Below are 19345 nucleotides of genomic sequence, written 5' to 3' on the forward strand. Positions count from 1 at the left end.
AGATTGGTTGAGCTGTGCTAACATTGCGGTGGGCAGTGGGGATCAGCCCTATGCGCATCGCCGAGACGACGGCAAGGCTCCACCTGCAGCTGTTGCTGTGGGGGCATTCAACGTTGCATGATCCTCCAATTGCTCAGCCTCAGTTACAAACTCGCCGTAGGTTCCAGTCCGCGTTTGCCGGTCGAAAATGGGGCTGCTAATTGGGGCACTGAACATGCAACGCGACACCAGCTCTCTTATTCGGCGGATCTACGACGCGGTAGATGACGTTGATGCGCTGCCGGATGTTCTGTCCGGCATGTGTGAGCGCATGGGCGGCGAGAACGGAATGCTGGGGATCTTGATGAAGACCCCAGGTCCGGTACCCTTTGCGGTCCTCTCTGGCCTCGATCCTGCACTGATGCCGACGCTCAACGCGCGCCATCTCAACAACGTCTGGCGACAGCACATGGTGACTCTGCCCGTGGGAATCCCAGCTGCCAGCGACTCATTCGTCTCGCTCGATCAGGTGCGCCGCACTGACTTCTACGGTGAAATTCTGGAGCCTTGGGACATCGGGCATTCGGCCCTGTTCGCTCTGGACGATATGCCGACGTTCCACGTCGCAATGTCGATCAATCGCTCGACAAGGCGCGGACCATTCACGTCGACCGAGCTCGAGGCCTCGCAAGAGCTGCTTCCCCACCTGAGGCGGGCGATGCAACTGCGGCTTCTCCTCGAACGAAGCCGCAGACAGGAAAAGCTGGCGCTGGAAACGCTCGACAAGCTGGCAGCGGGCGTGGTGATCCTCGACAGCCAGGCGCGTGTGCTGTTTGCGAATATGGCAGCACAAGAGATCGCCGCGGCCGGAGATGTACTGGTCCTGACGGACGGGACGGTCAGGCCTCGACAACGGGAACAATGCGATTTCTTCCGAAGACTCATCGGATCCGCCATCGCCGGAGGTGCCGGCGGCTCGCTCTTGCTGAGCAGTTCATCACCGCGGCTTCCCGTGTCCGCGCTCGTCTCACCCCTTGCCGGCGCGCTCGCGCTGTCGCTTGCCGCTCAAGGCCGGCCTGGCGCTGCTGCAGTTCTCCTGTCGGACCCGGAAGTCCAGGCTGCCGCTTCAACCGAACGCCTGCGGGCGCTCTACAAGCTCAGCACTACGGAGGCGCGCGTCGCCTGGCTGGTCATGCGGTCGGGTAGCATCGGGCGCGCCGCCAGAGCGTTGGCACTTTCGCCGGAAACCGTGCGCACACATCTCAAGCACATCTATGCCAAGACCGGCGTCAATCGCCAGAGCGCACTGGCGCTTTTGCTGGCGGCCGCAACAGTCGCCCGGGTTCCGTAGGCGGCATCCCCTGTTCGGGGGATACCGAGCTTCAACGATGCGGTGTAAAAGCACACAGAGTTGCGAGCACCCTCCATAGATAGGGTCCGGACTCATAGCGTAGAAATCTCAGACATCAATTTGACCGTAGGGAGGAGGAAATGAGCAGACTGTTGATCCTGTCGGCTGGTGCCATCCTGGCACTAACGTCCGTAGCGTCCGCTGCGCCGGCTACGCAACCGCTCAAGATCTCTAAGGAATGCAGCCAGTACACCGGCGATACGCCGAGCTTCTGCACCATTACGGAATCGAACCTCGCGGCGATCCCGGCGGGCACTAAGATATTCTACTATGGGCCGGTGACCGGCAGTCCCCTTTTCACCAGCAGCACGGCGGTCATTGCCGTCGGAAAGGGAGACTCGGCGGTCGGGTACTGTGTTGTCTACGACACGGCCAGCCCGCCGCTCGGAACCTGTGCGTTCCATGCCGGCAGCGGGACGCTCGCCGGATTTCAGGCGATCGTCACGGTCACGGTCGACGACAAGCAGATCTGGCACTGGGACGGAGGCTACCTTCTTGGCGCCGCCAAGTGAGAACGAAGGAAATGCTGCTCGTCTAGCTGTTTGACGTGAATTCGTGCTCTGACACGTAACCAGTAGATGACAGCGGCGCGAGGCAGATGGCCGCGAGAAAGTTCGTCGCTGATCGATCGTACCGGGTGGCCATGCTGCGGAAGTGTTTGAGCCGTCCGAACACGCGCTCGATGGCGTTGCGATCGCGGCAGAGGAACGGCGCGAAGCAGTTCTTCCAGCGCCGGTTGGTTCGGCGGAATGTTCGGCATTGTCCCTTTGCCCTCGACCTTGTGGCGGATGGCATTGGTGTCATAGCCCTTGTCGGCATTTAGGATCGGGCTCTTGGGCAACTGCTCCAAAGCAGCTCGCCAGCAGCGCAATCGGCGGCCTGACCACCGGTCAAAAGGAAAGCGATTGGGCGCCACAAGCCGTCGGTCAGGGCGTGGATCTTCGTGGTTCGCCCGCCGCGCGACCGGCCGATCGCCTGATTTCGCGCCTCTTTGCGGCCTTAAGCGCAGCGATGAGCCTTCACGGCCGAAGAGTCGATCAGGACCTCAGCCGGAGGACCGCCAGCCGAGGCCAACTTGTGGAGGTTGTCGGCCCAAACGCCTTTGGCAGCCCATCGGACGAGTCGATTGTAGAGCGCCATTCTCGGCCCGTAGACGTGAGGGGCATCGACCCAGCGGCCACCGGATCTGAGGACATGGACGATGCCGCTGATCACCGGGCGGTTATCGGCTCTTGGCTTGCCGCGCGCGTCGGTTGGCAGCAGCGCCTGCAGCCGCAAAAACGGCTCCTCCGTGAGCCAGAAATAATTCCGATTCATCTGTGGTCTCCCTTAGAGACCGTGAATCACAGAACCGCTGTCAACGGAATCCGTTTATGGGTCCGGACCAAGCAACGACCAGCTGACCGAAGTCCGCTCGCCGGCGCAATCAAGACATTCCATCTTGCCAGCGACGACGACCGAGTTGGGTCAGATCACGTCAAGGCCGGCAGAGGGCTCAAGGTCTGCTTTCAAAATCCAAGCCCCGGAAGCCGACCGACCGCTTCCGGCCCCATTGCCGTCATCCGACAACCGCCGGTGACTAAACGCTGCTGAGGTGCAGCATGCGCCTGGTTTTTTCCGTTTTTCTGTGGGGAAATCTGTGGGGTGTCGGGAGAAACAAACACCTAAGTGTCTGCTTTTTCTGGTCGGAGTGGCAGGATTTGAACCTGCGACCCCCTCGTCCCGAACGAGGTGCGCTACCAGGCTGCGCTACACTCCGTGACCAGACCGCGGGCTTATAGCCGCCGCACTTCGTTCCTGCAAGCGGCAATGGCAGTGGTTCTGTCGCATTTCGTCGTCTTTCGTCGGGCATTCCCGGAAAGCCCGGATTTCCACCCGGGATAAACCGGGCATAAAGCCTTGTGTGCTAGACCGCCGCCTAGATGGATCGTATTTCTGCCGCCTGGAGCTTTGCTGTCTTGCCCCCAAAAATCGTTGGCGAAGCCCGCCCCAACAGCTTCGAATTCGAAACCGAGGCGCTGATCAAGGCGTCGGGTTTTCGCGAATACGATGCGCGCTGGTGGTTCGGTCATCCCGGCTCCGCGCAGCCGCCGGAGCTTAATCTGATCGGAGTCCAGGCGCTCGGCATGGGGCTTGGCACGCTGATCCGCCGTCTCGGTGCTGGCCCCGATATCGTCACCGGGCACGATTTCCGTTCCTATTCGCTGTCGATCAAACTGGCGCTGGTCACCGGCCTGATGGCCGCCGGTGCAAAGGTGAGGGATATCGGCCTGGCGCTGTCGCCGATGGCCTATTTCGCCCAGTTCGCGCTGGACACACCGTCCGTCGCCATGGTCACCGCCTCGCACAACGAGAATGGCTGGACCGGCGTCAAGATGGGCGCGGCGCGGCCGCTGACCTTCGGCCCGGAGGAGATGAGCGCCCTGAAGGCGATCGTGCTGGCTGGCGACTTCGACCTTACCAGCGGCGGTTCCTATGACTTCGTCCGCGATTTCCGCGCGACCTATCTCGATGATCTGGTCCGTGACAAGCGCATCACGCGAAAGCTGAAAGTGGTCGCCGCTTGCGGCAATGGTACCGCCGGCGCCTTTGCCCCGGCAGCGCTTCAACGCCTCGGCTGCGAGGTCATCCCGCTCGATGTCGAACTCGACCACACCTTCCCGCGCTACAATCCCAATCCCGAGGACATGAAGATGCTGCATGCCATCAGGGACAAGGTGCTGGAGACGGGCGCCGATGTCGGTCTCGGCTTCGACGGCGATGGCGACCGTTGCGGTGTCGTCGACAATGAAGGCAACGAGATTTTTGCCGACAAGGTCGGCGTCATGCTCGCGCGCGATATTTCGCTGCTTCACCCGGCCTCGACCTTCGTCGTCGACGTCAAGTCGACCGGCCTGTTCAACACCGACGCGGTGCTGCGCGCCAACGGCGCCGTCACCGACTACTGGAAGACCGGCCACTCCTACATCAAGCGCCGCGTCGCCGAGCTCGGCGCCGTCGCCGGCTTCGAAAAGTCAGGCCATTTCTTCTTCAATCCGCCGATCGGGCGCGGCTACGACGACGGGCTGGTCACCGCGATCGCCATCTGTCAGATGCTGGATCGCAGCCCCGGCAGTTCGATGGCCGACCTCTACCGGGCGCTGCCGCTGACCTTCGGCACCCCAACCATGTCGCCGCACTGCGCCGACGATGTGAAGTATGGCGTGGTCGAGCGGGTGGTTGCCGATTTTCAGGCGATGAAGCGCGATGGCGCCAGCTTCGCTGGCCAGAAGATAATCGATCTGATCACCGTCAACGGCGTGCGCGTGGTCGCCGAGGACGGCACCTGGGGCCTGGTCCGGGCATCGTCGAACAAGCCGGAGCTTGTCGTCGTCGTCGAAAGCCCGGTGTCGTCGCAGCGTCGCCGGCAGATGTTCGACGCCGTCGACGCCGTGCTGCGCCGCAGCCCCGAAGTCGGCGCCTACAACCAGACTTTCTAGCTTCGGGACCTGGTCGCAGCAACGCAGACCGTCGGCGACAGGGTACTCAGCCGGCGGAAGCGGTCTGCTCCAGGGCGCTCCAGTCGAACGCTCGCGCCCAGTCGGCAAAACTGTGCCAGCGGACCTCCGGAAAATCCTTGTGCAAGGCGGCGATATCGACGTCGTAGCCGACGCAGTCGAACCATTCGAACATCAGGGCCGCATCCTCGCTTTGCTGGCGCGCCACGGCGAGCGGGATTTCCTGATAGCGGATCGGGCGACCGATGGCCTCGGACAGGATTCTCGCTTGCTCTTCACCCGACAATTCGTCCCCGGCGAAATCGAACCGCTTGCCGAACGCCTGTTCTCGCCGTTCGGCCAAGGCGGCGACGAAGCCGCCAATGTCCGCCAGGGCGACCAGTTGGAGGACGCGTTCGGGAGGCATCGCGAAGGCATAAGTGCCCTGGCTGAGCGCGCCGATCGACCATGGCGCGACAACATTCTCCATGAAGGCGACCGGCGCGCTGATCGTGTAGGGGATACCAAGCCCGACGACATGCTTCTCGACCAGATACTTGCTTTCGAAATGCGGGATGCCGGTCTTCTTGTCGGCGTCGGCAACGGATGAATAGATCAGGTGTCCGACGCCGGCAGCCTTGGCGGCATCTGCGGCGATGATCCCCTGGCGGGTTTCCTCCTGCATGCCAGCCTCATAGCTGTTGCCCATCAGGAACATGGTCTCGACGTCTTTTGCGGCCCTGACGACAGAGGCTGCGTCAGCGAGATCGCCGGCCACGATCTCGGCGCCCGCCAACGCCAGTTGGCGTGCGGCGTCACTGTCCGGCTTGCGCGTCAGGGCCTTGACGCGATGTCCCCTGGACAACAATGCGCGCGCAACCGCGCCGCCTTGCTGGCCGGTAGCGCCGGTCACCAGAATGTTTCGTTTGCTGGCCATGGTGTCTGCTCCTTCTTGTTTGGCTGCAGCAAAGTTAGGGTCTTTCGAATTGATGCATAATTGACTATAATTGGGAAACGTCGTCCCAATTTTGAATACAATGATCGACCTCAACGATATCGTCGTGTTCGCTCGCGTCGTCGAAGCCGGCAGCTTCACCGCTGCCGCGCGGCTGCTCGCCATGCCCAAGACGACGGTCAGCCGCCGAATTGCCGCGCTCGAACGCGAAGTCGGCGTCCGCCTGCTGCAGCGCACGACACGTAGCCTCAACCTGACGGATGCCGGGCGTCTCTACTATGAGCAGAGCAGCCAGGGCCTGCGCACCATCGAGGAGGCAAATCTGCGCCTGGCGGAGGCGAGGGCGGAGCCGTCGGGCACGATTCGCATTTCGGCCCCGGTCGGCTTTGGCGGCCATTTCCTGATCCGCGCCGTGGTCGACTTTCTCGCAATGTATCCGAAGACCAATGTCGAACTCCGCCTCACAGACGACAGGCTCAACCTGGTCGAGGACGGCATAGACCTCGCTTTCCGCACCGGGATGCTTCAGGATTCGACACTGATCGCCCGCAAGCTCGGCTCCACGCACCGGCTGCTCGGCGCCAGCCCGGACTATCTCGCCCGGCACGGCACGCCGCAAAGCCCGGCGGACCTGACGCACCATCAATGCGTCATCGCAGGCGCTTCGACCTCAGGCGCCCATTGGGTGCTGGAAGGGCCACACGGCCAGGAAACGGTCGTGGTGGCAGGGCGGTTTGCCGCCAATGAAATGCAGGCGGTCGTTGCGGCCGCGCTCGCCGGCTTCGGCATCGCCCAATTGCCCCAGGCGATGGCCGAGGGGCTGATCAAGGAGGGGCGACTGCGGCACGTTCTCGCGGATTACACGACACCGGCCGGCGGCTTGCATGCCCTCTATCCGAGCAGCCGCCACCTATCGCCCCTGGTCAAGGCATTTATCGAGCTTGCATCCAAACGCATTTCCAAGGGCATAAACACCGCTTAAGGCTTGTGTAGTAGCACCGGCCACCAATTGCCTCTGAGCGCGAGACCTGAATGACCGAGCGGATCGTTAGTTTTGTCATGAGCGGCGGCATCGGCTCGCGGCTCTGGCCGCTGTCGCGCGAGGACAATCCCAAGCAGTTCCACGATCTGTCCGGCGATGGCTCGATGCTGGCCAAGACCTTGCGTCGGCTCACGGCGAGACCAGAGGGCGAAACGCCCATCTTTCTGATCGCCTCGGAGCGTCATGCCGACCGCGTCCGCGCCGACCTTGCCGGCCTCGATCTCGCCGGCGGCGGGCCGTTGTTCGAGCCGACCGGTCGCAACACCGCCGCCGCCGTCGCGCTGGCGACGCTACGCACGCTGTCCGAGTTCGGCGACAGCCTGGTTCTGGTGGTGCCGTCGGATCACGAGATCAACACCCCGCGCCAATTCTGGCGGAGTATCGAAGCCGGTACCGAGGCAGCGCGCGCCGGCCGGCTGGTGGTGTTTGGCGTCAAGCCGACGCAGCCCGAGACCGGCTACGGCTATATCGAAGTCGCGGCCGAAAGCGGCGGCACCTTCGACGTGTCGCGCTTCGTCGAAAAGCCGGACCTTGCGACGGCGCAAAACTATCTCCAGGCCGGAAGTTTCTATTGGAACACCGGCATCTTCCTGTTTCGCGCCGGCGCCATGCGCGACGCCTTCGCGGCGTTCCAACCTGACATCTGGCAGGCCACGGAAGCGGCCTACAGAGCGGCGACATCGGATCTGTCCGGTCTCTATATGCCACTGGAACTCTATGGGGCCATCCCGTCGAACTCGATCGACTACGCCATCATGGAGCGGGCGAAAGACATCGCCATGGTGCCAGCCGGCTTCCGTTGGAACGATCTCGGCTCCTGGCAGTCGCTGCTCGATGTCGGCCCTGCCGACGACCAGGGCAATGTCGTCATCGGCGATGTCGTCGCCATTCACTGCGAGAACTCCTACATCCGCAGCGACGGGCGCCTGCTATCGGCGATCGGCATGAAGGACGTCGCCATCGTCTCGACCACTGACGCCACCTTCGTCGCCCCGGTCAGCCACAGCCAGCACGTCAAGAAGATCGTCGAACAGCTCGAGAAATCGGGGCGGCTGGAAACCCGGTTCACGCCGGCGCATGACCGCGTCATCGAAAGCGGCGCCTGGCGACGGCGCGTGCATCACTGGCTGTTTCAGGAGACCTTGCCGCTCTGGTCGACATCGGGCGTCGACGAGCGTCATGGCGGTTTTCACGAAGCGCTCGGCCTTGATGCCTCACCGCTGATGAAGCCCAAGCGCATGCGCACCATGGCAAGGCAGGTCTATGCCTTCGCCGTCGCCAAAGCGCGCGGCTGGGACGGTCCGGCCGACCGGCTGATCAGCCACGGCATCGACTTCGTGGCCAAAAATGGCCGCACCGACAAAGGCGGTTGGGTGCGCACGCTGAACGTCGACGGCTCCGTGGCCGACGCCACTGAGGATGCCTACGATCATTCCTGCGTGCTGCTGGCACTGGCGCATGCGCATATGTCGGGCAATCCCGACGCCTTGCGGCTTGGTCAGGAAACCTTAGCCTTTCTCGACACATATCTCGAGGACAGCCGCCTGACTGGCTTCCTCGAAACATCGGACGGGGAGGGCGAGCGGCGCTCCAACCCGCACATGCACCTGCTCGAGGCGTTTCTCGCCTGGTACCAGGCGACCGGCGAGCGCACCCATCTGCGCCGTGCGGCGCGCATCATCGACCTGTTCCGCAGCCACTTCTTCGACGCCGAAAGCTGGACCCTGGGCGAATATTTCGACGCCGAATGGAAACCGTCCGCCGGCGAGAAGGGGGCCTGGACCGAGCCCGGTCATCACTTCGAATGGGCCTCCCTGCTGGTCGATTTCGCCGGGCGCAGCGGCCAGTCCGAACTGAGCGGCTTCGCCCGAAAACTCTATGCCTCGGCCATCGCCAATGGCCTCAACCGCGCCACCGGTCTTGCCTATGGCGCCGTCTCCAGGCAAGGCCTGCCGCTCGACCGCGTCTCCCGCAGCTGGCCGCAGGCCGAAGCGGTCAAGGCGGCGATTGCGCTGGATGGCTCGGGCGGGCCCGACCTCAAGCCCGAAATCGAGGAACGCGTTGGCCGCCTGTTCCGTTGGCACATCGACCCGGCGCCGCTCGGCCTGTGGATCGACCGCATCGATGAACGCGGCCGCTCGCTGGCGACCGATGTGCCGGCCAGCATTTTCTACCACCTGGTTTGTGCGCTGACCCAGTATCTGGACAGCACGGCGCAGAAGGCGCCGTAGGCTAGGCTCAGTAGGGGCTGGCCACGTCGCCGGTCTCGACATAGATCGACTTCAGCTGCGAATAGAGCGCCAGTGCCGCCAGCGAATTCTCGCGGCCGATGCCGGACTGCTTGAAGCCGCCGAAGGGGATCTCTACCGGCGTCAGATTGTAGGCATTGATCCAGCAGGTGCCGGCCTGCAGCTCGGCGATGACGCGATGGGCGCGCGGCAGGTCGCGCGTGAAGACGCCCGCGGCAAGGCCAAACTCGGTGTCGTTGGCGCGGTCGATCACCTCGTCCTCGCCGTCGAACTTCAGCACGCTCATCACCGGCCCGAAAATCTCCTCGCGGGCGATGCGCATCGTGTCGGTGACGCCGGTGAAGACCGTTGGTTCGACGAAGAAGCCACCGTCGAACCCCTGCAGCGAAGGCACGTTGCCGCCGCAGGCCAGAACTGCGCCATCCTGCTTGCCGACCGCGATATAGCCGACCACCTTCTCATGCTGCGCTCTGGAGACCAGCGGCCCCACCTGGGTTTCGGGGTCGAGCGGATCGCCGATGCGGATTTTTTTCGTCCGCTCGACAAGCCGTTCGACGAAGCGGTCGTGGATGCCGCTCTGCACGAAGACCCGCGTGCCGTTGGAGCAGATTTGGCCGGTCGAATAGAAATTGCCGAGCATGGCGCCGCCGATGGCATTCTCGATGTCGGCATCGTCGAAGACGATCAGCGGCGACTTGCCGCCAAGCTCCATCGTCGCGTGCTTCATCTTCGAACCGGCCAGCGACAGCACCTTGCGGCCTGTCGGCACCGAGCCGGTCACCGAGACCTTGGCTACGACATCATGACCGACAAGCCCAGCGCCGACATCGCCATAGCCCTGCACGACGTTGAACAGTCCATCGGGCAGGCCGGCCTCGCTGTAGATTTCGGCCAGCGCGAGCGCTGACAGCGGCGTGTTTTCCGACGGCTTGAACACCATGGCGTTGCCCATGGCCAGAGCCGGCGCTGATTTCCAGCCGGCGATCTGGATCGGGTAGTTCCAGGCGCCGATGCCGACACAGACGCCGAGCGCCTCGCGCCGGGTGTAGGCGAAGGGCCCGCCGAGGTCTATCGCCTCGCCATTGTAGGCGGCAACCACGCCGCCGAAATATTCCAGGCAGTCCGCGGCCGACGGCGCGTCCGCCACCAGCGTCTCCTGGATCGCTTTACCAGTGTCGAGCGTCTCTATGCGGGCAAGGTCGGCGTTGCGGGCGCGCAAGATGTCGGCGGCGCGGCGCAGTATGCGTCCGCGCTCGACCGGCTTCAGCCGCGCCCAGGCAGGCTGCGCGGCACGCGCGGCCTCGACGGCGAGTTCCAGCACGTTCGGCGTCGCCGAACGCAGCATGGCGATCGTCTCGCCGGTTGCCGGATAGATGACCGGCAGCGGCGCGCCTTGCTCATCGTCGATGTAGCGTCCGTTGACATAGTGCGATGCCGTGGGCTGGGCGCGCATGGAGGTCTCCAAATCGTCTTCGCTTGGTCGGAACGTTCGCCGGATCATGCTCTATCTGTCGGACGCCTGCCAGCGCGGATTGATCCAGGGTTCCTGGTTGGACGGCGCCAGCGGCGTGCGGCCCAGAATGTGGTCGGAAGCCTTCTCGCCGGTCATGATCGACGGCGCATTGAGGTTGCCGTTGGTGACGCGCGGGAAGATCGAGGAATCGGCGACGCGCAATCCCTCGACGCCGATGACCCGGCATTCCGGATCGACGACGCTCATCATGTCGTCGGCGCGGCCCATCTTGCAGGTGCCGCAAGGATGGTAGGCGCTCTCGGCGTGATCCCTGATGAAGACATCGAGATCGTCATCCGACTGCACGTAGCTGCCCGGCGAGATTTCCTTGCCGCGGTAGCCATCGAACGCCTTCTGGCCGAAGATCTCGCGGGTCAGCCGGATGCAGTGGCGGAATTCCGTCCAGTCGTCAGGATGCGACATGTAGTTGAAGCGGATCACAGGCTTCGATTTCGGGTCCGGCGAGCGCAGCGTCACCGAGCCGCGCGACTTCGACCGCATCGGCCCGACATGCGCCTGGAAGCCGTGCGACTTCGCTGCCGCCTTGCCGTCGTAGCGGACCGCCGCCGGGATGAAGTGGTACTGGATATCGGGATAGTCGACACCGGCGCGCGAGCGCACGAAGGCCGCTGCCTCGAAATGGTTTGTGGCGCCTAGCCCGGTTTTGAAGAACAGCCACTGCGCCCCGATCAGCGCCTTCGAGAACGGGTTGAGCACCGAGTTCAGCGTGATCGGCTGTGTCGATTCCTGCTGGATGTAGAGCTCCATATGGTCCTGCAGGTTGCGGCCGACACCGGGCCTGTCGGCCACCACTTCTATGCCGTTTTCCCTCAGATGCTCGGCCGGGCCGATGCCCGACAGCATCAGGATCTTGGGCGAATTGATCGACGATGCGGCGACGATCACCTCACGTCGCGCCTTAACGACCTGAATCTGTTTGTGAGCTTCGATCTCGACGCCGATGGCGCGTTGATTCTCGATGATCACCCGGCGAGCGAAACCCTTGAGCAGGCTAACATTCTTGCGGTTCAACGCCGGCTTCAGATAGGCGCTTGCAGCCGACCAGCGGCGGCCGCCGCGAATGGTCTGCTCCATCGCCCCAAAGCCTTCCTGCTTGGAGCCATTGTAGTCGTCGGTCAGTTCGAAGCCGGCCTGGCGCCCCGCCTCGACGAAGGCGCCGTAAAGCGGATTGCGTCGCGAGCCGCGCTGTACATGCAATGGCCCGCCATGGCCGCGCCAGCCATCCTCGCCGCGGTCATTGTCCTCCATGCGCTTGAAGTAGGGGAGCACGTCGGCAAAGCCCCAGCCGGTCGCACCTTCTTCGGCCCAATGGTCGAAGTCGCGGGCATGGCCGCGCACATAGACCATGCCGTTGATCGAGGACGAACCGCCGATCACCTTGCCGCGCGGCGTCGCCAGCACGCGGCCGCCGAGATGCGGCTCCGGCTCGCTGGCAAAGCCCCAGTCGTAGAGGCTCATGTTGAGCGGGATCGAGAGTGCCGACGGCATCTGGATCAGCGGTCCGATATCGGTGCCGCCGAATTCGATGACGATCACCGAATGCTTGCCGTCCTCGGACAACCGATAGGCTATGGCCGAGCCGGCCGAGCCGGAGCCTATGATGACGAAATCCGCTTCAAGCATGGTTCATTTCAGCCCATCGTTCATATGCGTGATGAAATCGGCGAGCGAGACGTTGCCGCCAGTTGCCATCACGAGCACGGTCTTGCCCTTTACATCCACCTTGCCGCCGAGCAGCGCCGCCAGCGAGGCGGCCCCCGACGGTTCGAGCACCAGCTTCATGCGCTCGAAGGCGATGCGCATGGCGCGCCGTACCGATTGATCGTCGACGGTGATGCCGCGAACGCCGGCGGTCTTGACCGCCGCGAACGGAGCGTCGCCGGGGCGTCGTGACATCAACCCGTCGCAGATCGACTTCGGGCCGATCGGCATCGTCTCGATGCTGCCATGCGCCAGCGACGAGCCCATGCCGTTGAAACCTTCCGGCTCGACGCCGATGATCTCGGTGGCCGGCGACAGATAGTGGAAGGCGAGCGAAACGCCGCCGATCAATCCGCCGCCGCCGACCGAGCAGAACAAAAGGTCGGCGCTGGCGTCCTTGGCGGCAAGCTGGTCGAGCGCTTCGAGGCCGGCCCCCGCCTGGCCGGCGACGATCTCCGGATCGTCGAACGGATGCAGCAGTGCCAGTCCTTCTGTCTCGGCGATTTCGCGCGCCTTGGCGGCGGCGACTTCCTCACGCGCGCGCTCGCCATGGTCGGTCAGCACGACGCGGGCGCCATAACCTGCGGTGGCGTCGCGTTTGGCGACGGGTGCATCGATCGGCATGACGATGGTGACCGGAATGCCAAGCGCCTGGCCGGCCGCCGCCAGCCCTTGCGCGAAATTGCCGGAGGAATAGGCGACGACGCCTTTCTTCGCCTCTTCGGCCGAAAGCTGCTTCAGCCGCCAATAGGCGCCGCGTATCTTGAACGAGCCTGCCCACTGCAGCGATTCCGGCTTGATGAACACGCGGGCGGCGCCCGTCTCGCGCGCAAGTGCCGCCGATTCCAGCAGCGGCGTGATCTGTGTCGCCCGCGAGGTGACGGCATAGGCCTGCCTGAGATGGTCGAGAGAGGGGACGAGTAGGTCTGCCATCATTCGCCTCGTGGATACCGTTTGCTCTCCTCGAGATTGTCGAGGTTCATGTGATTGCGCATGTAGCGTTCCGACGCCTTTTGCAGCGGCTGGAAATCCCATGGGTAATAGGCGCCGTTGCGTAGCGCCGGATAGACGACCCAGCGGCGCGCCTGGCTTTCGCGCACGGCGGCGTCGAAGCCGGCCATGTCCCAGCGCGCGCGGACTTTGCTCATGAATGCCGCCACCAAGTCTGCATTGGCCGGGTCGCCGGCCAGATTGTCTCGCTCGAGCGGATCGGTCTCGAGATCGAACAGTTGCGGCGGGTCGAGCTCGCAATGGACGAATTTGTATCTGCCGTCGCGGATTGCAACGAGTGGCGCGCAGGAGCCCTCCGCCGCATACTCCATCAACACAGGCGCGGTGCGCTCAGTGCCCTCGGTGAGCGGCAGCAGCGACTGGCCGTCGGTCCACGGTGCGATCGCCCCGATGTCGATGCCGGCGAGGTCGCAAAGCGTCGGCGCCACATCGAGATTGGAGACGGGCGCTTCGATCAGCCCGGCGCGAACGCCCTTGCCGGCAATCATCAGCGGCACCCGCGCCGAGCCTTCGAAGAAGCTCATCTTGAACCACAGGCCGCGCTCGCCGAGCATGTCGCCATGGTCCGAGCAGAACAGGATGATGGTGTCGTCGAGCATGCGCGTTCGCTGCAGGACGTCCAGAAGCTCGCCGAGCTTGTCATCGACATAGGAGATGTTGGCGAAATAGCCGCGCCGGGAACGACGTACTTGTTCAGGGGTGATCTCGGAAGACGGATAGTCGCTGGCGTGATACAGCCGCTGCGAATGCGTGTCCTGCTCGTCATGCGCAATGAACCCGGTTTCCGGGTCCAGAGCCTGGCAGTGTTCGTAGAGATCCCAATACTGCTTGCGCGCGACATAGGGATCGTGCGGGTGCGACAGCGAAACGGTGAGGCACCAGGGCCGGTGGTCCGCATCGTCCTGCTCGCGCGCGAGCTGAAAGAGTTTCTGCGTGGCCAGGAACACGACCTCGTCGTCATATTCCATCTGGTTGGTGGTCTCGGCGACGCCGGCGCCGGTCACCGAACCCAGATTGTGATACCACCATTCGATGCGCTCGCCGGGGTTGCGGTAATCCGGCGTCCAGCCGAAATCGGCCGGATAAATGTCGGTGGTCAGCCGCTCCTCGAAACCGTGCAATTGGTCCGGTCCGACGAAATGCATCTTGCCCGACAGGCAGGTGTAGTAGCCGGCGGCGCGCAGATGATGGGCGAAGGTCGGGATCGACGAGACGAATTCGGCGGCATTGTCATAAACCCCGGTGCGAGACGGCAGTTGCCCACTCATGAACGAGGCCCGCCCTGGCGCGCAAAGCGGCGAGGCTGTGTAGTTGTTGGCAAAGCGCGCCGAGCGGGCGGCCAGTGCCTTGAGATGTGGCACATGCAGGAAGTCCGCCGGCCCATCCGGGAACAGCGTACCGTTGAGCTGATCGACCATGACGATCAGGAAATTGGGTCGCTTGGCTGTCACTGTGTCTGCCGTCCACCGAGTTTGGTTTCGAGATAGTCCTCGACCAGTGCGATCGCGGTCGCGGCGTCGGGCACGCCGTCCTTCAGCGCCCGCCTGATGTAGAGCCCGTCGATCAGCGCCGCGGTCGCTTCGGCGACGCGATCGGCCTCGGCTCTCGGCAGGATGCCGGTCAGCCCGCTCAACAGGTTGGAGTGCAGGCGCCGCGCATAGACCTTGAGCAGCCGGCGCAGCGCCGCCGATTTCTGCGCCTCGACATAGAAGGCGAGCCAGGCGGCGATGGTTTCCGGCTGGAACTGGAGCTCGGAGAAGTTGACGGCCACGACCGCAGAAACGCGCTCGCGCGGGCTGCCGGCGGCACCAAGGGCGCGCCGCATGTCGATGGTCAGTTCGGCCAGGATATGACGCATCGTCGCCAGCAGCAGCTCATCCTTGGCGCCAAAATAATGATGGGCAAGAGCGGAGGACACGCCGGCGCGGCCGGCGATCTCGGACATGGTCACGTCGAGCGAGCCGCGTTCGCCGATCGCCGAGATCGTCGCGTCGATGAGCGCCTTGCGGCGCAGGGGTTCCATTCCGACTTTCGGCATCTCGCTAGGGTCCTTTGAAGCAGGATTATTTTTTATTGACGGGTCAATCAACAAAAAAATCGGTGGTCGCTAGCCTGCACCAAGCGATTGTCCGGTTCCGGCCCTTCCCGGCGCGGGCACGATTGTTTATATTTGAACAATAAAGGCGAAGTGCGCCATGAGCCCACATGCTAGGCTGGCGCCAAGGATGGAGACCGCCATGACCGCATGCATCGTTGGCTGGGCGCATTCGCGCTTCGGCAAGCTTGAGGGCGAGACGCTCGAAAACCTGATCGTCAAGGTGGCGACCGACGCACTCGACCATGCCGGCATCGGCCCGGACGAGGTCGACGAGATCGTACTCGGCCACTTCAACGCCGGCTTTTCGGCGCAGGATTTCACCGCCAGCCTGGTGCTTCAGGCCGACGACCGGCTGCGCTTCAAGCCGGCGACGCGCGTCGAGAACGCTTGCGCCACCGGTTCGGCGGCGGTCAGGCAAGGCATCCGTGCCATCGATGCCAACGCTGCCCGCATCGTGCTGGTGGTCGGCGCCGAGCAGATGACGACGACGCCCGGCCCCGAGATCGGCAAGAACCTGCTCAAGGCTTCCTATCTGCCTGAGGATGGCGATACGCCGGCGGGTTTCGCCGGCGTCTTCGGCAAGATCGCGCAGGCTTATTTCCAGCGCTATGGCGACCAGTCGGACGCGCTGGCGATGATTGCCGCCAAGAACCACAAGAACGGCGTCGACAATCCCTACGCGCAGATGCGTAAGGATTTCGGCTATGAGTTCTGCCGCCAGGAAAGCGAAAAGAACCCCTTCGTTGCCGGCCCGTTGAAGCGCACCGACTGCTCGCTGGTCTCCGACGGCGCCGCGGCCCTTGTCCTTGCCGACACCGCGACGGCACTGAAGATGCGCCGCGCCGTTGCCTTCCGGGCCAACGAGCATGTGCAGGACTTCCTGCCGATGTCGAAGCGCGACATCCTGACCTTCGAAGGCTGCGAACAGGCCTGGGGCAGGGCGCTTAAGAATGCCGGCGTGACGCTCGACGATCTCTCCTTCGTCGAGACGCATGACTGCTTCACCATCGCCGAACTGATCGAGTATGAGGCGATGGGCCTGGCCAAGCCGGGCGAGGGGGCAAAGCTCGCCATGAGCGGCGAGACCGCCAGGGATGGCCGCCTGCCGGTCAATCCATCGGGCGGGCTGAAGGCCAAGGGCCACCCGATCGGCGCCACCGGTGTTTCCATGCATGTTTTGACCGCCATGCAGCTTGTCGGCGAAGCCGGCGGCATCCAGGTGCCGGGCGCGAAACTCGGCGGCATCTTCAACATGGGTGGCGCAGCGGTCGCCAACTACGTTTCCATTCTCGACCGGATCAGATAAACCGCCCGCATTACAGCGCCGCGCGCCTTTTGAGGCGCGCAAAGGACGCTGTAACACTTTGATTCTGCGCATGACCTCGAAGATCGGTTCCGATCTTCGAGGTCATGCGCAAGCGGGAGGGTTCATGACAAATCCGGTTCTGATCGAAGTCTTGCGTGGCGCGATCGTCGAGAGCGCCCATCGCGGTGCCGTCGCGGTCTTCGATGCCGACGGCAAGCCGGTCCTGGAGATCGGCGACACCTCGAAGCCGGTGTTTCCGCGCTCCGCGGTCAAGGCGATCCAGGCATTGCCGCTGGTCGAAAGCGGCACGGCGGACGCGTACGGCTTCGGCAACAGAGAACTGGCGCTTGCCTGTGCCTCCCATTCGGGCGAGCCGGCGCATGTGGAGTTGGCGCGTTCCATGCTGGCCAGGGCCGGGCTGGACGGGTCAGCGCTGGAATGCGGCGCGCATTGGCCCTCCAGTCATGACGCGGAGATTGCGCTTGCCCGCGCCGGCGGGTCGTCGAACGCGCTGCACAACAACTGCTCCGGCAAGCATTCCGGCTTCCTCTGCACCTGCGTCCACACCGGCATTGCGCATCGCGGCTATGTCAAGCCGGAGCACGCCCTGCAGGAGATGGTGCGCGACGCCATGCAGGCAGTGACGGGCGCTGTCCATGGTGCTGATGAACGAGCGACCGATGGCTGCTCGATCCCGACCTACGCGGTGCCGCTCAGGAGCTTCGCCCTCGGCTTTGCCCGTATGGCCACGACAAATGGTTTTGGTCCCGAGCGAGCCAAGGCCGCAAAGCGTCTGATGACCGCCTGCATGGCAGAACCGTTCTTTGTCGCTGGCACCGGCCGTGCCGATGTCGCTCTGATGGAGGCCGCGCCCGGGCGGATTTTTGCGAAAGGCGGCGCGGAAGGTGTTCACTGTGCCGCAATTCCGGAAATTGGCCTCGGCATCGCGCTCAAATGCGATGACGGTGCAGGCCGCGCCGGCGAAGCCATGGTTGCCGCCGTCCTTGCCAGGCTGCTGCGCGCGGACGAGGCTTTGGCGGCGAAGCTGCTCGAAATGGCCAACGCTCCGATTGAAAGCCGGATTGGGGCCAAGGTCGGGGCGCTGAGGCCCACGGTGGCCTTGGACTAAAAGTCCAGCATTCAGCTAACGTGATTGCGCTCGACGGTCAGGTGCGCGTAGCCGCTCTTGTCCAATGATGTCAGGTCGCCTGTCGCCGGCTCGGCCCAGCGCTGGCCGACAACGGCGCCGTTCAGCGCGCCATCGATGACATTGTCCGAGATGACGGCCGTACCGGCGCCCTCGACCACGCTGACGACGATGCCGGTTCCAGCCTTGCGGATGATGTTGCCGGTGGCCACGATATTGCGCAGGTACGGCCCCCAGCCGATCTGCATGCCATAGAGCGGTGCGTTCTCGATGACATTGTTGGAAACAGTGGTGTCGGCCTCGACGCCAATGCCGACGCCAAAGCCGGGCGGGTCAGCGGGGTAGGGACCGCTGGTCGACAGATTGCGGACGATGTTGCCCGAGCAGACACCCATGCGGCCACCTTCGTTGAAGTTGACGATCGAGATGCCGTTGGCGGCGCCGTCGACGATGTTGTTGCTGATGATGGCGCCTTCGAACGAGAATTCGGAATAGACCGCGGTCTCGCCTGAGCGCGAGCAGGTGTTGCCTGAAATCTGCAGATTGCTGGCGCTGTTGGCGCGGATCGCCGAAAAGGCGCAGTCCGAGACGATGTTGCCCGAGATGACGACATTGCCGGCCCGGAAGGCGTTGATGCCATTGCCGTTCTGCCCGGTTCCGCCACTGCGCGCCTGGATGCGCTCGACGCGGTTGCCGGTGACCATGGTGCCGTCTTCCGCCGCCTGCCAGCGGTGCACCAGGATGCCGCCATTGGCGCAGTCGGAGACGGTGTTGCCCGCAATTGCCAGCCCATCAGCCTCGACCGAATAGATGCCGGCATCGGCAGCCCCTGAGATGTCCGAGCGCTCGACCCGGCCCGCCGCGTGTTCCAGCGCCAATCCGTTCTTGCCGCTGCCGGTTATTTGGCAATTGTCGATAATGAGGTGCGCGACCCGGCGCAGATCGAGCAATCCTTGCGCGTAGTCGCCCATCGAGCGGTTGCTGCCATCGAAGACCAGCCCGCTAAGTCCGATATGGTCGGCCTGTTCGGCCATGAACAGGTGGCCATCGCCGCCATAGACGATCCGCGTTGCGCCCGGCACGCCGGAAAGACGCACACGGCCGGGTAGCGAGAGGTTGGACACCACATAGGTGCCGGGCGGCAGGAACACCGGCATGTCGCGGTCGTTGGCATCACGCAGCAGCTTGGCGAAGGCCTTGCTCTGATCGTCGAATGTGCCGGGTGAGACGCCAAGTTCGGTGGCGTTGATCGAACCGCGCATCGAGGCTTTCTCGATGCCGGTCAGGCTGGCGGCCGCCGCTCTGCCAAGCGACAGGCCCAAGACGGCAAAGCCGGCGGTTCCGGTTAAAAACGTTCGTCTGTTCAACATCGGCACAGGGTCCTGGCGTTCCACCCAGACACCGCAGGATTCGTGCCAGACGGTCTGTCGCTGCTT

The 19345-nt window shown here is 63.8% G+C and carries 14 protein-coding genes, 1 tRNA gene and 1 pseudogene; 7 read left to right on the plus strand and 9 right to left on the minus strand.

Annotated elements, in window-relative coordinates; all coding sequences use genetic code 11:
- Positions 1–214 precede the first annotated feature (214 nt).
- A complete protein-coding gene (locus CGZ66_RS27275) occupies positions 215–1330 on the plus strand; it encodes a helix-turn-helix transcriptional regulator (RefSeq protein ID WP_095089804.1) in 1116 nt (371 codons plus the stop codon).
- 140 nt (positions 1331–1470) lie between these two features.
- Complete coding sequence (locus CGZ66_RS27280) at positions 1471–1902, plus strand: hypothetical protein (RefSeq protein ID WP_095089806.1); 432 nt, start codon at positions 1471–1473, stop codon at positions 1900–1902.
- Positions 1903–1958: 56 nt separating this feature from the next.
- Here the strand turns inward: CGZ66_RS27280 and CGZ66_RS27285 are convergent.
- Positions 1959–2707: pseudogene (locus CGZ66_RS27285) on the minus strand (IS5 family transposase); the annotation flags it as partial.
- A 365-nt stretch (positions 2708–3072) separates the two neighbouring features.
- Positions 3073–3149: transfer RNA gene (locus CGZ66_RS27290), tRNA-Pro, on the minus strand.
- 199 nt (positions 3150–3348) lie between these two features.
- Here CGZ66_RS27290 and CGZ66_RS27295 point away from each other — a divergent pair.
- Complete coding sequence (locus CGZ66_RS27295; protein WP_095089958.1) at positions 3349–4869, plus strand: phosphomannomutase/phosphoglucomutase; 1521 nt, start codon at positions 3349–3351, stop codon at positions 4867–4869.
- Between the two features lie 46 nt (positions 4870–4915).
- Here the strand turns inward: CGZ66_RS27295 and CGZ66_RS27300 are convergent, their stop codons facing one another.
- Complete coding sequence (locus tag CGZ66_RS27300) at positions 4916–5803, minus strand: NmrA/HSCARG family protein (RefSeq protein WP_095089808.1); 888 nt, start codon at positions 5801–5803, stop codon at positions 4916–4918.
- 100 nt (positions 5804–5903) lie between these two features.
- Here CGZ66_RS27300 and CGZ66_RS27305 point away from each other — a divergent pair, with 100 nt between their 5' ends.
- Positions 5904–6803 carry a LysR family transcriptional regulator gene (locus CGZ66_RS27305; RefSeq protein ID WP_095089810.1) on the plus strand — a complete coding sequence of 300 codons (900 nt, stop codon included), beginning with the start codon at positions 5904–5906 and terminating at the stop codon, positions 6801–6803.
- A gap of 50 nt (positions 6804–6853) precedes the next feature.
- A complete protein-coding gene (locus tag CGZ66_RS27310) occupies positions 6854–9094 on the plus strand; it encodes a mannose-1-phosphate guanylyltransferase/mannose-6-phosphate isomerase (protein ID WP_095089811.1) in 2241 nt (746 codons plus the stop codon).
- Between the two features lie 7 nt (positions 9095–9101).
- Here the strand turns inward: CGZ66_RS27310 and betB are convergent, their stop codons facing one another.
- The 5 genes from betB to betI are packed head-to-tail and all read right to left on the minus strand — an operon-like array spanning position 9102 to position 15396.
- Positions 9102–10565: a betaine-aldehyde dehydrogenase gene (gene betB, locus CGZ66_RS27315; protein WP_095089813.1), complete on the minus strand. Its 1464-nt coding sequence runs from the start codon at positions 10563–10565 to the stop codon at positions 9102–9104.
- A gap of 51 nt (positions 10566–10616) precedes the next feature.
- Positions 10617–12269, minus strand: a complete 1653-nt coding sequence (betA, locus tag CGZ66_RS27320; protein WP_095089815.1) for a choline dehydrogenase — start codon at positions 12267–12269, stop codon at positions 10617–10619.
- Positions 12270–12272: 3 nt separating this feature from the next.
- Positions 12273–13283: a threonine/serine dehydratase family protein gene (locus CGZ66_RS27325; RefSeq protein WP_167392267.1), complete on the minus strand. Its 1011-nt coding sequence runs from the start codon at positions 13281–13283 to the stop codon at positions 12273–12275.
- A complete protein-coding gene (gene betC, locus CGZ66_RS27330; RefSeq protein ID WP_095089819.1) occupies positions 13280–14809 on the minus strand; it encodes a choline-sulfatase in 1530 nt (509 codons plus the stop codon). Before betC ends, CGZ66_RS27325 begins: the two co-directional genes overlap by 4 nt.
- Positions 14806–15396, minus strand: coding sequence for a choline-binding transcriptional repressor BetI (gene betI, locus CGZ66_RS27335; RefSeq protein ID WP_095089822.1), 591 nt, complete (start codon positions 15394–15396; stop codon positions 14806–14808). Before betI ends, betC begins: the two co-directional genes overlap by 4 nt.
- A 199-nt stretch (positions 15397–15595) precedes the next feature.
- Here betI and CGZ66_RS27340 point away from each other — a divergent pair, with 199 nt between their 5' ends.
- Positions 15596–16762 (plus strand): acetyl-CoA acetyltransferase, encoded by a 1167-nt coding sequence (locus tag CGZ66_RS27340; protein ID WP_095089960.1) that lies wholly within the window; start codon positions 15596–15598, stop codon positions 16760–16762.
- 124 nt (positions 16763–16886) lie between these two features.
- Complete coding sequence (locus tag CGZ66_RS27345; protein ID WP_095089962.1) at positions 16887–17891, plus strand: asparaginase; 1005 nt, start codon at positions 16887–16889, stop codon at positions 17889–17891.
- A gap of 11 nt (positions 17892–17902) precedes the next feature.
- Here CGZ66_RS27345 and CGZ66_RS27350 read toward each other — a convergent pair whose 3' ends face one another.
- On the minus strand, positions 17903–19279 hold the full coding sequence (locus tag CGZ66_RS27350) for a TIGR03808 family TAT-translocated repetitive protein (protein WP_095089964.1): 1377 nt from the start codon (positions 19277–19279) through the stop codon (positions 17903–17905).
- Between the last annotated feature and the right edge of the window lie 66 nt (positions 19280–19345).

Source organism: Mesorhizobium sophorae (assembly GCF_002270415.1).
GTDB lineage: Bacteria > Pseudomonadota > Alphaproteobacteria > Rhizobiales > Rhizobiaceae > Mesorhizobium > Mesorhizobium sophorae.

Excerpts from the sequence above, each read along its gene's own strand:
- CGZ66_RS27275 (WP_095089804.1), top strand. The coding sequence starts at position 215 with ATGCAACGCGACACCAGCTCTCTTATTCGGCGGATCTACGACGCGGTA.
- CGZ66_RS27280 (WP_095089806.1), top strand. The coding sequence starts at position 1,471 with ATGAGCAGACTGTTGATCCTGTCGGCTGGTGCCATCCTGGCACTAACG.
- CGZ66_RS27300 (WP_095089808.1), bottom strand. The coding sequence starts at position 5,803 with ATGGCCAGCAAACGAAACATTCTGGTGACCGGCGCTACCGGCCAGCAA.
- CGZ66_RS27305 (WP_095089810.1), top strand. The coding sequence starts at position 5,904 with ATGATCGACCTCAACGATATCGTCGTGTTCGCTCGCGTCGTCGAAGCC.
- CGZ66_RS27310 (WP_095089811.1), top strand. The coding sequence starts at position 6,854 with ATGACCGAGCGGATCGTTAGTTTTGTCATGAGCGGCGGCATCGGCTCG.
- betB (WP_095089813.1), bottom strand. The coding sequence starts at position 10,565 with ATGCGCGCCCAGCCCACGGCATCGCACTATGTCAACGGACGCTACATC.
- betA (WP_095089815.1), bottom strand. The coding sequence starts at position 12,269 with ATGCTTGAAGCGGATTTCGTCATCATAGGCTCCGGCTCGGCCGGCTCG.
- CGZ66_RS27325 (WP_167392267.1), bottom strand. The coding sequence starts at position 13,283 with ATGATGGCAGACCTACTCGTCCCCTCTCTCGACCATCTCAGGCAGGCC.
- betI (WP_095089822.1), bottom strand. The coding sequence starts at position 15,396 with ATGCCGAAAGTCGGAATGGAACCCCTGCGCCGCAAGGCGCTCATCGAC.
- CGZ66_RS27340 (WP_095089960.1), top strand. The coding sequence starts at position 15,596 with ATGACCGCATGCATCGTTGGCTGGGCGCATTCGCGCTTCGGCAAGCTT.
- CGZ66_RS27345 (WP_095089962.1), top strand. The coding sequence starts at position 16,887 with ATGACAAATCCGGTTCTGATCGAAGTCTTGCGTGGCGCGATCGTCGAG.
- CGZ66_RS27350 (WP_095089964.1), bottom strand. The coding sequence starts at position 19,279 with ATGTTGAACAGACGAACGTTTTTAACCGGAACCGCCGGCTTTGCCGTC.